Source organism: Catellatospora bangladeshensis, assembly GCF_016862575.1.
Lineage (GTDB): Bacteria > Actinomycetota > Actinomycetes > Mycobacteriales > Micromonosporaceae > Catellatospora > Catellatospora bangladeshensis.
Genome location: NZ_BONF01000040.1, coordinates 90,369 through 105,602 on the forward strand (window position 1 = coordinate 90,369; position 15,234 = coordinate 105,602).

At 72.3% G+C, this 15,234-nt stretch carries 15 protein-coding genes; 8 read left to right on the forward strand and 7 right to left on the reverse strand.

The window, feature by feature from the left end:
• The first annotated feature begins 12 nt into the window (after positions 1-12).
• The 3 genes from Cba03nite_RS30350 to Cba03nite_RS30360 all read left to right on the forward strand — a co-directional run bounded on the left by Cba03nite_RS30350 (position 13) and on the right by Cba03nite_RS30360 (position 1,989).
• Positions 13-528 carry a M67 family metallopeptidase gene (locus Cba03nite_RS30350; RefSeq protein ID WP_239126114.1) on the forward strand — a complete coding sequence of 172 codons (516 nt, stop codon included), beginning with the start codon at positions 13-15 and terminating at the stop codon, positions 526-528.
• Between the two features lie 58 nt (positions 529-586).
• A complete protein-coding gene (locus Cba03nite_RS30355; protein WP_203753535.1) occupies positions 587-901 on the forward strand; it encodes a MoaD/ThiS family protein in 315 nt (104 codons plus the stop codon).
• Positions 902-1,023: 122 nt separating this feature from the next.
• Positions 1,024-1,989, forward strand: coding sequence for a PLP-dependent cysteine synthase family protein (locus Cba03nite_RS30360; RefSeq protein WP_203753538.1), 966 nt, complete (start codon positions 1,024-1,026; stop codon positions 1,987-1,989).
• Positions 1,990-2,143: 154 nt separating this feature from the next.
• Here Cba03nite_RS30360 and Cba03nite_RS30365 read toward each other — a convergent pair whose 3' ends face one another.
• A complete protein-coding gene (locus Cba03nite_RS30365) occupies positions 2,144-2,638 on the reverse strand; it encodes a hypothetical protein (protein WP_203753541.1) in 495 nt (164 codons plus the stop codon).
• Between the two features lie 167 nt (positions 2,639-2,805).
• Here Cba03nite_RS30365 and murI point away from each other — a divergent pair, with 167 nt between their 5' ends.
• From murI to Cba03nite_RS30390, 5 genes are all read left to right on the forward strand, one after another.
• Positions 2,806-3,600: a glutamate racemase gene (gene murI, locus Cba03nite_RS30370; protein ID WP_203753545.1), complete on the forward strand. Its 795-nt coding sequence runs from the start codon at positions 2,806-2,808 to the stop codon at positions 3,598-3,600.
• Positions 3,597-4,343, forward strand: coding sequence for an MBL fold metallo-hydrolase (locus Cba03nite_RS30375; protein ID WP_203753548.1), 747 nt, complete (start codon positions 3,597-3,599; stop codon positions 4,341-4,343). The genes murI and Cba03nite_RS30375 overlap by 4 nt, the downstream gene beginning before the upstream one ends.
• A gap of 18 nt (positions 4,344-4,361) precedes the next feature.
• A complete protein-coding gene (gene rph / locus Cba03nite_RS30380; RefSeq protein WP_203753550.1) occupies positions 4,362-5,138 on the forward strand; it encodes a ribonuclease PH in 777 nt (258 codons plus the stop codon).
• The gene (rdgB, locus tag Cba03nite_RS30385) at positions 5,135-5,758 is read left to right on the forward strand and encodes an RdgB/HAM1 family non-canonical purine NTP pyrophosphatase (protein WP_203753553.1); all 624 of its coding nucleotides are present in this window, start codon (positions 5,135-5,137) and stop codon (positions 5,756-5,758) included. The genes rph and rdgB overlap by 4 nt, the downstream gene beginning before the upstream one ends.
• 131 nt (positions 5,759-5,889) lie before the next feature.
• A complete protein-coding gene (locus Cba03nite_RS30390) occupies positions 5,890-7,089 on the forward strand; it encodes an FAD-dependent oxidoreductase (protein WP_203753634.1) in 1,200 nt (399 codons plus the stop codon).
• 173 nt (positions 7,090-7,262) lie between these two features.
• Here Cba03nite_RS30390 and hutH read toward each other — a convergent pair whose 3' ends face one another.
• The 6 genes from hutH to Cba03nite_RS30420 form a co-directional block, all read right to left on the reverse strand.
• The gene (gene hutH / locus Cba03nite_RS30395; protein WP_203753555.1) at positions 7,263-8,798 is read right to left on the reverse strand and encodes a histidine ammonia-lyase; all 1,536 of its coding nucleotides are present in this window, start codon (positions 8,796-8,798) and stop codon (positions 7,263-7,265) included.
• The gene (gene hutI, locus Cba03nite_RS30400) at positions 8,795-9,994 is read right to left on the reverse strand and encodes an imidazolonepropionase (protein WP_203753558.1); all 1,200 of its coding nucleotides are present in this window, start codon (positions 9,992-9,994) and stop codon (positions 8,795-8,797) included. Before hutI ends, hutH begins: the two co-directional genes overlap by 4 nt.
• Positions 9,982-11,367, reverse strand: coding sequence for a formimidoylglutamate deiminase (locus Cba03nite_RS30405; protein ID WP_373315782.1), 1,386 nt, complete (start codon positions 11,365-11,367; stop codon positions 9,982-9,984). The genes hutI and Cba03nite_RS30405 overlap by 13 nt, the downstream gene beginning before the upstream one ends.
• Complete coding sequence (locus tag Cba03nite_RS30410) at positions 11,367-12,566, reverse strand: allantoate amidohydrolase (protein ID WP_239126115.1); 1,200 nt, start codon at positions 12,564-12,566, stop codon at positions 11,367-11,369. Before Cba03nite_RS30410 ends, Cba03nite_RS30405 begins: the two co-directional genes overlap by 1 nt.
• A gap of 151 nt (positions 12,567-12,717) precedes the next feature.
• Positions 12,718-14,367 (reverse strand): urocanate hydratase, encoded by a 1,650-nt coding sequence (gene hutU, locus Cba03nite_RS30415; protein WP_203753567.1) that lies wholly within the window; start codon positions 14,365-14,367, stop codon positions 12,718-12,720.
• Positions 14,368-14,379: 12 nt separating this feature from the next.
• On the reverse strand, positions 14,380-15,198 hold the full coding sequence (locus Cba03nite_RS30420; RefSeq protein WP_203753636.1) for a MurR/RpiR family transcriptional regulator: 819 nt from the start codon (positions 15,196-15,198) through the stop codon (positions 14,380-14,382).
• Positions 15,199-15,234 lie beyond the last annotated feature (36 nt).

Below are 15,234 nucleotides of genomic sequence, written 5' to 3' on the forward strand. Positions count from 1 at the left end.
AGGCTGGTCGCCGTGCTGACCATCCACAGGGAGATCATCGAGGCGATCGTCGCCCACGCCCGCCGGGACCACCCGGACGAGGCATGCGGTGTGGTGGCCGGTCCCGTGGGCTCGGACGCGCCGCTGCGGCACATCCCCATGGAGAACGCCGAGCGCTCCACCACGTTCTACCGGTTCGACTCGACCGAGCAGCTGCGGGTGTGGCGGGAGATGGACGACCGCGACGAGGAGCCGGTGGTGATCTACCACTCGCACACGGCGACGGAGCCGTATCCCTCGCGCACGGACGTCTCGTACGCCGGCGAGCCCAACGCGCACTATCTGCTGGTCTCGACCCGCGATGAGCACACGGCAGAGATCCGCTCGTTCCGCATCGTGGACGGACAGGTGTCCGAGGAGCCGGTCCAGCTCGTTGATGAGAGCATGGACCCCATGCGGAGCATCGAGAAGAGCGGCGACCCGCACGCCGTGCAGTCGTTCATGTTCGGGCAGAGCCCGGCGACGGTGGACTACGAGTGTCAGCACTGAGCTGACTCATCCCGTCCGTCCGTCCCGTTCGACTTTTCTTCTTCAGGAGTGTTCCGCCATGGCTATCGACGTTCGCATCCCCACCATCCTCCGCTCGTACACGGGCGGCGCGAAGGCCGTCTCCGGCGCCGGGGACAACCTCGCCGAGCTGCTCACCAACCTCGACGGCAGCTACCCCGGCCTGCGCGGCCGGCTGATCACGCCCGAGGGCGGCCTGCACCGCTTCGTGAACATCTACGTCAACGACGAGGACGTCCGCTTCCTCGGCTCCCTCGACGCCAAGATCAGCGACGGCGACACGGTGACGATCCTCCCCGCCGTCGCCGGCGGCGCCTTCGGCCTCGCCGCGGCCGCCGCGGTCCTGGGCCGCTGACCTCACGGTCTCTCTCCCGCGCCGATCTTGCGCGAACTGTGGGTGTGACACGCCCATAGCGGATATCTCCCTAACAGTTCGCGCAAGATCGACGCCAGGGTTCGCGTGGAACGGAGCTGACGATGGCGCGTTATGAGTCACTGCTCGACATCTGCGGGGACACGCCGCTGATCGGGCTGCCCAGGCTGAGCCCGACGGTGCCCGAGGGCGCGCCGCCGGTGCGGATCTGGGCCAAGCTGGAGGACCGCAACCCGACCGGCAGCGTCAAGGACCGGGCCGCCACGTACATGGTGCGCGCGGCCGAGGCCGACGGGCGGCTGCGCCCCGGGGCCACGATCCTTGAGCCGACCAGCGGCAACACCGGCATCGCGCTGGCCATGGTGGCCAAGCTGCGCGGCTACCGCCTGGTCTGCGTGATGCCGGAGAACGTCTCCACCGAGCGGATCCAGCTGCTGCGCATGTACGGCGCGGAGATCATCTTCTCGCCGGCCGCGGGCGGCTCGAACCAGGCCGTGGCGACGGCGAAGCAGATCTCGGCCGAGCACCCGGACTGGGTGATGCTGTACCAGTACGGCAACGAGGCCAACGCCCGTGCCCACTACGAGACGACCGGCCCCGAGCTGCTGCGCGACCTGCCCACGCTGACCCACTTCGTGGCTGGCCTGGGCACCACCGGCACGCTCATGGGCACCGGTCGCTACCTGCGGGAGAAGAACCCGGACATCCAGATCATCGCGGCGGAGCCCCGCTACGGCGAGCTGGTGTACGGCCTGCGCAACATCGACGAGGGCTACGTGCCCGAGCTGTACGACGCGTCCGTGCTCACCCGCCGCTTCTCGGTGGGCACGCGCGACGCGGTGCTGCGTACCCGCCAGCTGGTCGAGGTCGAGGGCCTGTTCGTGGGCTTCTCCACGGGTGCGGTGGCGCACGCCGCGCTCGCCGTGGCGCACGACGCGGCCAAGAAGGGCCAGCCCGCCGACGTGGCGTTCCTGGTCGCCGACGCAGGCTGGAAGTACCTGTCGACGGGCGCCTACACCGGCACCCTCGCCGACGCCGAGTCCGCCCTCGAAGGCCAGCTCTGGGCCTGACCCGCCCCGCACCAACCACCGAGCCCCGCCCGGCATCCCTGCCGCGCGGGGCTCACTGCTGCGTACCCACCTAAATGTCGTTGATCATGAAGTTAGGGGAGCGACACGCCGTCGAACACACCCATAAGTTCATGATCAACGCACTGGAAGGCGGTCAGAAGGCGGCGTAGACGAGGGTGAGGTTGGTGAGGAGGAGGAGGGTGGCGGCGGTGAAGAGGTAGAGGGGGAGGCGGTGGCGGTGGATGGCGAAGAAGCCGGCCGCGACGGCGGCGACGCCGAGGACGCCGAGGGTGAGGGCGACGGGGGCGTACCAGGAGGGCATGTCCAGGTTGAGGGCGAGGGAGAAGGCCAGGCGGCCGCCGGGGATGAGGCCGAGGAAGGCCATCGCGGCGGCCCAGGTGCACAGGCCGAGCAGGCGGCCGCTGCGGGGGGACGGGTCGTCCTCGCCGGGCAGGCGGAAGCGCGACGAGACAGCGTTGCGCAGGCCGCCGGTGCCGCGCGCGCCCTGATTGTCCGGCGAGGTGCGGGCGGCGGGCGCCACGGTGTGGTCGTCACTGGCCGTGCTTGCGCTGTTGCCGGCGGTGCTGGCGGGGTCTGCGATGGCGAGCCCGCCCTCGGCGTCGCGCTCGGAGTCTGACTCAGTACGCACTGTGTTCGCCATCCTCGTGCCTGACCTGCCCGCCGATCGGGCCGTGCACACTGTGCAACGGTCAGCGGCGACCGTCCGTAACGGCAGGATGAGAGCGGTGTCACGTTGGCGACATCTCGGAACGGACCGTTCCCCGGAAGGGGCTTCGGGCAAGTAGGCTGCGCAGCGTGACGGACGCGCCGATCGGCATCTTCGACTCGGGGGTCGGCGGGCTGACGGTGGCCCGCGCCATTCTCGACCAGCTGCCGCATGAACGGACCGTCTATCTGGCCGACACGGCACACGTGCCGTACGGGCCGAAGCCGATCGCCGACGTGCGCCGCTACGCCCTGGACTGCCTGGACCGGCTGGTCGAGCGCGGCGTGAAGATGCTCGTCATCGCCTGCAACACCGCTTCCGCCGCGTGCCTGCACGACGCGCGGGAGCGCTACGACGTCCCGGTGGTCGAGGTGATCCGGCCCGCGGTGCGGCGCGCCGTGGCCGCGACCCGCAACAGCAGGGTCGGCGTGATCGCCACCACCGCTACGATCAACTCAGGGGCGTACCAGGACTCGTTCGCCGCCGCACCGCACATCGCGGTGACCGCGGCGGCGTGCCCGCAGTTCGTCGGGCTGGTCGAGCGGGGCGTCACTTCCGGCCGGGCACTGCTCGGCCTGGCCAGCGCCTACCTGGAGCCGCTACAGCGGGCCCAGGTCGACACGCTGGTGCTGGGCTGCACGCACTACCCGCTGCTCACCGGTGTGATCAGCCTCGTGATGGGGGACCAGGTGACCCTGGTGTCGAGCGCGGACGAGACGGCGCGGGACGTCTACCGCGTGCTCGTGGAGCGGGATCTGCTGCGCCCGGACGACGCCCCACCGCCCGAGCACGAGCTGCTGTGCACCGGCGACCAGGAGATCTTCGACCGGCTGGCGAAGCGGTTCCTCGGGACCGCGCTGGACCCCGCAGGAGCGAGAGCATGAGACTTACCGTGCTGGGCTGCGCCGGGAGCTTCCCCGGGCCGGAGTCGGCCTGCTCGTCGTACCTGGTGGAGGCGGACGGCTTCCGGCTGCTGCTGGACATGGGCACCGGCTCGCTGTCGGCGCTGCAGCGCTACGCCAGCCTGAAGTCGGTCGACGCGATCCTGCTCAGCCACCTGCACTGCGACCACATGCTCGACGCCTGCTCGTACGTGGTGGTCCGCCGCTACGCCCCCGACGGGCCGTATCCGCCGATCCCCGTGTACGCGCCGGCCGGCGCGCCGGAGCGCATCGCGACCGCGTACAGCCTCGACGAGGGACCGCTCGACGACGTCTACACGTTCTACGCGCTGCAGCCGGGCAGCTTCCCGATCGGCCCGTTCCAGGTGAGCGTGGACCGGGTCAACCACCCCGTGGAGACGTACGGCGTGCGCCTGGAGCACGAGGGCCGCGTGCTGGCGTACTCGGGCGACACCGCGGGCTGCGACGCGCTGCTGCGGCTGGCCCAGGGCGCGGACCTGTTCCTGTGCGAGGCGAGCTACCTCGACGGCGTCGACAACCCGCCGGACCTGCACCTGACCGGCGGCGAGGCGGGCGAGATCGCGACCAAGGCCGGGGTGCGCCGCCTGCTGCTGACCCACCTGGTCACCGCGTGGGGCTCCGAGGCGGAGACGCTGAACAACGCGAGCGCCACCTTCAACGGCCCTGTCGAGATCGTCCGACCCGGTTCCCGGTACGAAGTTTGACCCCATAGGGTTTACGGCATGACGAGACCCGACGGCCGCACCCCCGACCAGCTTCGGCCGGTCACGCTGACCCGTAACTGGAGCATGCATCCCGAGGGATCCGTGCTGGTCGAGTTCGGCAACACCCGCGTGCTGTGCACCGCGAGCGTCACCGAGGGCGTGCCGCGCTGGCGCAAGGGCAGCGGCCAGGGCTGGGTCACCGCCGAGTACGCCATGCTGCCCCGCGCGACGACGACCCGCTCGGACCGGGAGAGCGTCAAGGGCAAGATCGGCGGGCGTACGCACGAGATCTCCCGCCTGATCGGCCGCGCGCTGCGGGCCTGCATCAACCTGCGGGCGCTGGGCGAGAACTCGATCGTCATCGACTGCGACGTGCTGCAGGCCGACGGCGGCACCCGCACCGCCGCCATCACCGGGGCGTACGTCGCCCTGCACGACGCGGTGAGCTGGCTGGCCGCGAAGAACATGCTGACCCGCAAGCAGACCGTGGAGACCACGCTGCACCGCTCGGTGGCCGCGGTCAGCGTCGGCATCATCAAGGGCGAGCCGCGGCTGGACCTCAACTACGACGAGGACGTCACGGCCGAGGTGGACATGAACGTGGTGTGCACCGGCACCGGCGAGTTCGTCGAGGTGCAGGGCACCGGCGAGGACGGCGTCTTCGACCGGGCGCAGCTCAACGCCCTGCTCGACCTGGGCGTGGCCGGCTGCGAGCAGCTGACCACCCTGCAGCGGCAGACGCTGGGTCTGCCCACCCTGGACGCGGCCGGCCTGCTGGAGGTGTTCCGCCGATGAAGCTGCTGCTCGCCACGCGCAACACGAAGAAGCTCGACGAGCTGCGCCGCATCCTGGCCGCCTCGCCCGAGCTGCTCAAGGTCGAGCTGGTCGGCCTCGACGACGTCCCGCCGTACGTCGAGGTCCCCGAGACCGGCCTCACCTTCGCCGAGAACGCGCTGCTCAAGGCCCGCGAGGGCGCCAAGCACACCGGCCTGCCCACCGTCGCCGACGACTCCGGCCTCGCCGTGGACGCCCTCAACGGCATGCCCGGCGTGTTCAGCGCCCGCTGGTCCGGCCGCCACGGCGACGACCGCGCCAACCTCGACCTGGTCCTCGCCCAGATCGGCGACGTCCCCGACGAGCACCGCGGCGCCTCCTTCGTCTGCGCCGCCGCCCTGGTCCTCCCCGGCGGCGCCACCTCCCCCAACGGCCGCGAACACCTCGTCAGCGGCAAGATGACCGGCCGCCTCATCCGCGCCCCCCGCGGCGAGAACGGCTTCGGCTACGACCCCATCTTCATAGCCGAGAACAACACCCGCACCAACGCCGAACTGACCCCCGCCGAGAAGGACGCCATCAGCCACCGCGGCAAAGCCTTCCGCGCCCTCGCCGCCGTCGTCGCCAAGAACCTGGCCTGAACCCCCTCTCCCGCGCCGATCTTGCGCGGGTTGTGGGTACGACACGCGTAAAACAGGCATAACACCAACAGTTCGCGCAAGATCGTCGTGATCATGAGCTAGGCGGGGTGGGCCGGGTGGCGGAGAGGGTAATGGCGGGGGAGGTCTGTGTCGTCGGGGGTGGGCCGGCCGGGTTGATGCTCGGGTTGTTGCTGGCCCGGCAGGGGATCGAGGTCGTCGTGCTGGAGAAGCACGAGGACTTCCTGCGGGACTTCCGGGGCGACACGATCCATCCGTCGACGCTGAACCTGCTCGACGAGCTGGGGCTCGGCGAGAAGATCGAGGCACTGCCGGGGCGCAAGCAGGCCCGGATGAGTGTCACGTTCGCCGACGGGACGTACCCGGTGGCCGACTTCACGCGGCTGCCCAAGCCGCGCAACTACCTGCTGTTCCTGCCGCAGTGGGACTTCCTGGACCTGCTCGCCGACGAGGCGTCGCGGCTGCCCGCGTTCCGGCTGCTGCGCTCCACCGAGGCCGTGGACCTGCTGCGCGACGAGTCCGGGGCGGTCACCGGCGTGCTCGCGACGGGCCCGGACGGGGAGCCGGTGCGGATCACCGCGCCGCTGACCGTGGCGTGCGACGGGCGCGACTCGGTGATCCGGGAGAAGGCCGGGCTGGTGCCGGTCGAGTACGGCGCGCCCATGGACGTGCTGTGGTTCCGGCTGTCCCGCCCGCAGGCCGACCCCGACCGGCTCGAACTGCGGGTCGGCGCGGGCGCGCTGATGATCCTCATCGACCGCCGCGAGTACTACCAGTGCGCGTACGTCATCCCGAAGGGCGGCTACGACACCGTCCGCGCGGCCGGCCTCGACCACCTGCGGGAGTCCGTGGCGAGGCTCGCCCCGCCGGTGGCCGCCCAGGTCGGCGAGCTGCAGGACTGGGACCAGATCAAACTGCTGACGGTACGCGTGAACCAGCTCCCCGTCTGGCACGCCCCCGGTGTGCTCTGCATCGGCGACGCGGCGCACGCGATGAGCCCCGTCGGCGGCGTCGGCGTCAACCTCGCGGTCCAGGACGCGGTCGCCACCGCCCGCCTGCTCGGCCCGAAGATCAAGGCAGGCGCGCTGCGTACCGAGGATCTGGACCTGGTCCGCGAGCGCCGCAGCCTGCCCACCCGCGCCACCCAGCGCTTCCAGCGCCTGGCCCAGCAGCGCGTCGTCGGCACCGTCCTGCGCTCCGACGCACCCCCCACGGCCCCCGCCGTCATCAAGCTCCTCCAGCGCCTCCCCGCCCTCCAGGCCCTCCCGGCCCGCGCCATGGGCATCGGCCTCCGCCCCGAACACCTGACCTGACCCACCCACCCTCCCTCACCCCGCCCCCACGCGAGGCTCCAAGATCGCGTCGATCTTGCGCGAAGTGTTAGGGATATGCCCGATCGGGGCGTGTCGTCCCCACAGTTCACGCAAGATCGACGCACCTGGCGGGCGCGGCGCGGGGCGGCGCGGGGTGGGGCGGCGTGGGGTGGTTAGGCGAGGCGGCCTGTTTTGGACTCGATGGTGTCGAGGAGGGTGGTGCCGGCTACGACGGCGCGGACCTGTTCCAGGACCGGGGCGAGGAAGACGTCGGGGCCCGGCTCGCCCGCGATGGGCGTGATCGCGGCGATGGCGGCCTGGCCGGCCGGAGACGGGACCAGGGGAGCGCGGAGCTGGAGGCCGCGGACCGCGGCGAGCAGTTCGACCGCGAGCAGGCTGGTCAGGTTGTCCAGGACGGTGCGCAGCTTCTTGGCGGCGGCCCAGCCCATGCTGACGTGGTCCTCCTGCATACCCGAGGTGGGGATGGTGTCCACGCTCGCGGGGGAGGCCAGGCGGCGGTTCTCGGCCACGATGCCGGCCGCCGTGTATTGGGCGATCATCAGGCCGGAGTTGACGCCCGCGTCGGGGCTGAGGAACGGCGGGAGGTCGCGGGAGCGGCACACGTCGAGCAGCCGGTCCACGCGGCGCTCGCTGATCGAGCCGATCTCGGCGGCGGCGATGGCCAGGAAGTCGGCGGCGAAGCCGAGCGGCGCGCCGTGGAAGTTGCCGGTCGACTCGACGCGGCCGTCGGGCAGCACCACCGGGTTGTCGGCGAGGCTGACCAGCTCCCGGGCGGCCACGGTGCGGGCGAACTCCAGCGTGTCCCGGGCCGCGCCGGCGACCTGCGGGGCGCAGCGCATCGAGTACGCGTCCTGCACCGCGTGCGCCATGTCGTCGCGGTGGCTGTCCATGATGGAGGAGTTCTGCAGCAGCCGGTACATGTTGGCGGCGCTGGCGCCCTGGCCGGGGTGCGGCCGGATCTCGTGGATGGACGGGTGGAACGGCCGGTCGGTGCCGAGCATCGCCTCGATCGACAGCGACGCCGTGACGTCGGCCATGGTGCACAGGTGGCCGAGGTCGTCGCAGGCCAGCAGCAGCATGGCCAGCATGCCGTCGGTGCCGTTGATCAGCGCCAGGCCCTCCTTGGAGCTGAGCGTGATCGGGGTCAGCCCGGCGGCGTGCAGCGCGTCCGCGGCGTTGAGCCGGGCGCCGTCCTTGCCGAGCACCCAGCCCTCGCCCATCAGCGCCAGCGCGCAGTGGGCCAGCGGGGCCAGGTCGCCGGAGGCGCCGAGCGAGCCGTGCTCGGGCACCCACGGGGTGATGTCGTGGTTGAGCAGGTCGACGAGCGCCTGCGCGATGAGCGGGCGCACGCCGGAGTGGCCGAGCGCGAGCGAGCGTACGCGCAGCAGCATCATCGCGCGGACGACCTCGCGGGGCATGGGCGCGCCGACGCCGGAGGCGTGCGAGCGGATCAGGGCGTGCTGCAGCTCGGCCCGGCGCTCGGGCGCGATGAACGTGTTGGCCAGCGCGCCGAAGCCGGTGGAGACGCCGTACACGGGGCGGCCGTCGCGCTCGATGTCATCGACGATGGCGCGGCTGGCCTGCATGGCCGCGATGGCGGCGTCGCTGATGGCGACCTGCGCGTCGGCGCGGGCCACCGCGGCGACGTCGCCCGGGGCGATGCCGGTGGGTTCGACGATGACGGTCATGACAGCACTCCCTTGTGCGGAGGGTGGTTAAGAAGGTGCCCTTCCTCTACGTATTGCGTTAAGAAGGTGCCCTTCCTTATCACTTTGTTGATCAACGGCACGCCGGGCCGGTAGGCCAGGTGCAGGTGGGAGGGGGCGTCCAGGACGATCAGGTCCGCGGACGCGCCCGGGGCGAGGTGGCCGAGGTCGAGCCGGCGCAGCGCGAGCGCGCCGCCCTTGGTGGCCGACCAGACCGCCTCGGTGGGGGTCATCTTCATGTCCCGCACCGCCAGGGCGATGCAGAAGGGCATGGACGAGGTGTACGACGAGCCGGGGTTGCAGTCCGTCGCCAGGGCCACGGTCACCCCGGCGGCGAGCAGGCGGCGCGCGTCCGGCCAGGGCGCGCGGGTGGAGAACTCCGCGCCGGGCAGCAGCGTGGCGACCGTGTTCGAGTTCGCCAGGGCGTCCACGTCGGCGGGGGACAGGTGGGTGCAGTGGTCGGCGCTGGCGCAGTCCAGCTCGACGGCGAGCTGCACGCCGCCGCCCATGGTGAGCTGGTTGGCGTGGATGCGGGGGCGCAGGCCCGCCGCGATGCCCGCCTGGAGCACCCGGCGCGACTCGGCGACGTCGAACGCGCCCCGCTCGCAGAACACGTCCACCCAGCCCGCGTACTTCGCGCAGGCGTCCAGCATCGGGCCGGTCACCTCGTCGACGTAGCCGTCGGCGCCGTCGGCCGGTTTCACGTGCGCGCCGAGGAAGGTCACCTCGTCGGTGAACTCCGCGGCGATGCGCACCGAGCGGGCCTCGTCGAGCGTGCTGAGGCCGTACCCACTCTTGATCTCGATGGTGGTGGTGCCCTGCCGCAGCGCCTCGCCGACCAGCCGGGCCACGTTCGTGCGCAGCTGGTCGTCGGTCGCGGCGCGGGTGGCGGCCACGGTGGTGCGGATGCCGCCGCCCGTGTACGGCTCACCGGCCATGCGCGCCGCGAACTCCGGCGCCCGGTCCCCGGCGAACACCAGGTGGCTGTGGCTGTCCACGAAGCCGGGCAGCACGGCCGCGCCGCGTACGTCCAGGCGCTCGTCGGCGGCCGGGGCACCGGCGGCGGGGCCTACCCACGCCACGCGGTCGCCGTCCACCACCAGCGCGGCGCCGCGCAGGATGCCCAGCTCGGGATCGTTGGTGGTCAGCTCGCCGATGTCGGTGATCAGAAGAGACACGTGATCGCCTCCTGCAGCTCGCGGGCCACGTCGATGCCGGTGTGCCGCCCGTCCCGGACGACCTCCCGCCCGTCGGCCAGCACGTGGGTGATGTCGGCCGGGCTCGCGGCGAAGAGCATGCCCTCGGGGTCGATCCCGGCGGTACGCGGGCTGTCCAGGGCCACCGTCACCAGGTCGGCGCGCGCCCCCACCTCGATCCGCCCCGCGTCGTGCCAGCCGAGGCTCGCGTGCCCCGCCGCCGTCGCCGCGGCCCGCAGCTCGGCCGCGGTGAAGTGCCCGCGCTGCTCGGTCGCGAGGCGTTCGTGCAGCTCCAGGGCTCGCGACTCCTCGAAGAAGTCTATGACCGCGTGGCTGTCGCTGCCCAAGGTCAGCCGCGTCCCGGCGTCGGCCAGGGCGCGCGCCGGGCCGATGCCGTCGCCCAGGTCCCGCTCGGTCGTCGGGCAGAAGCAGGCGTACGACGCCGACAGCAGCGCCATGTCGTTGTGCGTCAGGTGCGTGGCGTGCACCGCCGTGAACATCTCGTGCACCGCCCCGAAGTCCGCCAGCACCTCCGTCGGCGTACGCCCGTGCTCGGCGAGGCAGGCCTCGTTCTCGGCGCGCTGCTCCGACACGTGCGCGTGCAGCGGCCGCCCCGCCGCCCACGCCGCCACCGTCGACATCTGCGCCGGGGGCACCGCCCGCACCGAGTGGATCGCCGCGCCCGTCAGCAGATGCGGCTGATCGGCGACGAGATCCACCCGCTCCGCCCAGCGCAGCGCGTCCCCGTCCCCGAACCGCAACTGCGGCCCCTCCAGCGGCTTCCCGTCCACCGACGCGGTCAGATACAGCGTGTCCAGCAGCGTGATCCGCAGCCCGGCATCCTTCGCCGCGGCGACGAGCGCCTCACCCATCGCGTTGGGATTCGCGTAGGGCACCCCTCCCGGCGCGTGATGCAGGTAGTGGAACTCCCCGACAGACGTGATCCCCGCCAGCGCCATCTCCCCGTAGACGCCCCGCGCCAGCCGGTAGTACGAGTCCGGATCCAGCGCCGCCGCGACCCGGTACATCTGCTCCCGCCAGGTCCAGAAGCTCCCTCTGTCCCCATGGGTCCGCCCCCGCAGAGCCCGGTGAAACGCGTGAGAGTGCGCATTGGCGAACCCCGCCATCGTCACCCCGGCGCGGTAAACCACCCCTGACCCGCGTTGCCCCCCTGAAGTGCGTTGATCTTGCATGAACTGTGGGTGCGACACGCCCTTATCGGGCATATCCCTAACACTTCGCGCAAGATCGACGTGATCTTGGGGGCGGGACACGCGGGTTAGACGGCCGTCGCGGGTTTCGAGGACCACGTCGGGCACCACGCCCTCGGGGAGCCAGGCGTACTGGCAGTAGATCAGCACGCGAGGTCCTCCAGGACTGTGGCCAGGGCGGTTACGCCTGCCTCGCAGTCGGCGTCGGGGGCGTGCTCGGCGGGGGAGTGGGAGACGCCGGTGGGGTTGCGGACGAAGAGCATCGCGGTCGGGACGAAGGCGCTGAGGACGCCCGCGTCGTGGCCCGCGCCGGTGGGCAGGATCGGGGCGCCGTCCAGGAGCTTGGACAGGCGGTCGCGGAGGCCGCCGTGGAACTCGGTCTCCGGGGAGACCGACTCGGCGGTGAGGGTGACCGTGGTGCCGTCTTCGGCCGCCCGTGCCTGGGCGCGCAGGTGCACCGCGGCGACTACCTGCTCGACCGTCTCCGTCGAGTCGGCGCGGGCGTCGAGCCAGGCGCTGACCTTGCCGGGGATGGCGTTGGTGGCGTTCGGGTAGACCTGCACGCGGCCGACGGTGGCGTGCGCACCGAGGCGTCTGGCCTGCTCGTTGGCGGCCAGCACGGTCGCCGCGAAGGTCAGCATCGGGTCGCGCCGGTCGGCCATCAGGGTCGTGCCGGCGTGGTTGGCCTCGCCGGTGAAGTCGAGCCGCCAGCGGCCGTGCGGCCAGATGGCGCTGGCCACGCCCACGGCACGGTCCAGGTCGAGCAGGGCGCGGCCCTGTTCGACGTGCAGCTCGACGTAGCAGCCGATCCGGCCGAGCAGGTCGGGGCGGGCGCCGCGCGGGCCGTGGCCCAGCGCCGTCCGCATCGCCTCGTCCAGGGTGATCCCGTCGCGGTCGGTCAGCGCCGCCGCGGCGGCCGGGTCGACCGCGCCCGCGAGCAGCCGTGAGCCGAGGCAGGCCAGCCCGAACCGGGAGCCCTCCTCCTCAGCGAACACCGCGATCCCGATCGGGCGGACCGGCCGCACCCCTCGTTCGCGCAGCGCGTCCACCGCCAGCAGGGCGCTGACGACGCCGAGCGGGCCGTCGTACGCGCCGCCGTGCGGCACCGAGTCCAGGTGCGAGCCGGTCAGCACGGCGTCCCCGGCCGACGGGTCACCCCACCAGGCGAACACGTTGCCGTTGCCGTCCTCCTCGACCAGCAGGTCCCGGGCGCGGGCCTGGTCCAGGAACCAGGCCCGCAGCGCCTGCTCCGCCGGGGCGTACGCATACCGCAGGTACCCGCCCGTCTGCGCGTCCCGCCCGACGGGCGCGATCTGCGCCCACAACTCCGCGAACCCGCTCACGCCGCCCCCTCGCCACACGCCGAAACCCGCGCCACCCCGCGCGGGGCGGGGCCTGGCTCGCGGTTCAGTTTCGGGGAAAGTGCACGAACGAAGCCCGTCTTACCTGCAGTTTCCCCGAAACTGCAGCGCCGGAGGCGGAGTCCGGGGCGGGTCATGACTCGCGCATCGGGGTGCGGACGCCGCGGTCGGCGGCGACGTCGGCGGCGAGGTCGTAACCCGCGTCGACGTGGCGGATGACGCCCATGCCCGGGTCGTTGGTGAGGACGCGCTCGATCTTCTGGGCGGCCAGGGCGGTGCCGTCGGCGACGGTGACCTGCCCGGCGTGGATGGAGCGGCCGATGCCGACGCCGCCGCCGTGGTGGATGGACACCCACGACGCGCCGGAGGCGGTGTTGACCAGGGCGTTGAGCAGCGGCCAGTCGGCGATCGCGTCGGAGCCGTCGAGCATCGCCTCGGTCTCCCGGTAGGGGGACGCGACGCTGCCGCAGTCGAGGTGGTCACGGCCGATGACGATGGGCGCCTTGAGCGTGCCGTCGGCGACCATCTCGTTGAAGCGCACCCCGGCCTTGTCGCGCTCGCCGTAGCCGAGCCAGCAGATGCGGGCGGGCAGGCCCTGGAAGGCGACCTTCTCCTGCGCCATCCGGATCCAGCGCGACAGCGACTCGTTCTCGGGGAACAGGTCGAGCACGGCCTGGTCGGTGGCGGCGATGTCGGCCGGGTCGCCGGACAGTGCGGCCCAGCGGAAGGGCCCCTTGCCCTCGCAGAACAGCGGCCGGATGTACGCGGGCACGAAGCCGGGGAACGCGAACGCGCGGTCGTACCCGCCGAGCTGGGCCTCGCCGCGGATCGAGTTGCCGTAGTCGAACACCTCGGCCCCGGCGTCCAGGAACCCGACCATGGCCTCGACGTGCTTGGCCATCGACGCGCGGGCCCGCTCGGTGAACTCCTCCGGCTTGTCCGCGGCGAACGTCTGCCACTCCTCGACCGAGACGCCCTCGGGCAGGTACGACAGCGGGTCGTGGGCGCTGGTCTGGTCGGTGACGATGTCGATGGCCACGCCCCGGCGCAGCAGCTCGGGGAAGATCGTGGCCGCGTTGCCGACCACGCCCACCGACAGCGGCTGCCGGTCGCGCTTGGCGGCCAGCGCCAGCTCGATGCCGTGGTCGAGGGAGTCGGCGACCACGTCCAGGTAGCGGGTCTGCACCCGGCGGTCCAGGCGGGTCTTGTCCACGTCCACGATCAGGCACGCGCCGCCGTTCATGGTGACCGCGAGCGGCTGCGCGCCGCCCATGCCGCCGCAGCCGCCGGTCAGCGTCAGCGTGCCCGCCAGGGTGTCACCGAACTTCTTCGCCGCGACGGCCGCGAACGTCTCGTAGGTGCCCTGCAGGATGCCCTGGGTGCCGATGTAGATCCAGGAGCCGGCGGTCATCTGGCCGTACATGGTCAGGCCGAGCTGCTCCAGGCGGCGGAACTCGGGCCAGGTGGCCCAGTCGCCGACCAGGTTCGAGTTGGCCAGCAGCACGCGCGGGGCCCACTCGTGGGTGCGGAACACGCCGACCGGTCGGCCCGACTGGACCAGCATGGTCTCGTCGTCCTTGAGCGTGGTCAGGGTGCGGATCAGCGCGTGGAAGCTGGGCCAGTCGCGGGCCGCCTTGCCGGTGCCGCCGTACACCACCAGGTCCTGCGGGCGCTCGGCCACGTCGGGATCGAGGTTGTTGCACAGCATCCGGATCGCGGCCTCCTGCTGCCAGCCCTGCGCGGTGCGGGTGGTCCCTCGGGCGGCGCGGATGATCTGGTCCATCGTTCCCCTCAATCAGTCCATGAAGACGCTGCGGCGGTTGGCCGAGCTCTCGAAGTGTTCGAGCCGGCGCTGGGTGGCCGCCGGATCGACGTCGCTGATGGCCTGTAGCAGCACCATGGTCAGCACCATGGGTGCGGTGTGCAGGTCGAAGACGAGCTGGGAGCCGACCGCGGCGGTGAGCGTCACGTCGGCGAGGTCGGCGGCCGGGCTGACCGGCGAGTCGGTCACCACGACCACCTTGAGCCCGAGCACGCGCGCCTCGCTGAGGGCGTCGCGCAGCTCGCGCGGGTAGCGGGGCAGCGCGTACGCCAGCACGGCCTTGGCGCCGGAGTCGGCGGCCTGCTCCAGGCGCTCGTAGAGGAGGCTGCCGCCGGAGTCGAGCACCCGCACCTCGGGGTGGATCTTGGCAGCGAAGTAGCCGAAGTAGCCCGCGAGCGGGGCGGCGGCGCGCAGGCCGAGCACGGGCAGCGGGCGGCTGGCGGCCAGCAGGCCCGCCGCGGCGTGCACCGCGGCCGGGTCGGCTAGGTGGTCGGCCAGCCGGTTCAGGTTGCCCATCTCGTCGCGTACGGCCCGCTGCAGGTCGTTGTCGCCGTCCGGCGCCGGCGCGGCGCGCTGCCCGGCGGTCAGCTCGCGCAGCCGCCTCCGCAGCGCCGGGTAGCCGTCGAAGCCGAGCGCCATCGCGAACCGGGTCACCGACGGCTGGCTGACCTGGGCCAGTTCGGCGACCTCACCGGCGGACAGGTAGGCCACGGTGTCCGCGTGGTGCACGAGCTCCCGGGCGATGCGCCGCTGGGTGGGCGTCAGCCGCGCGCCCTGGACCAGGGCGCGCACCCCGGCGACGGCTCCGCCGGCCTGGTCGGCGTCCGT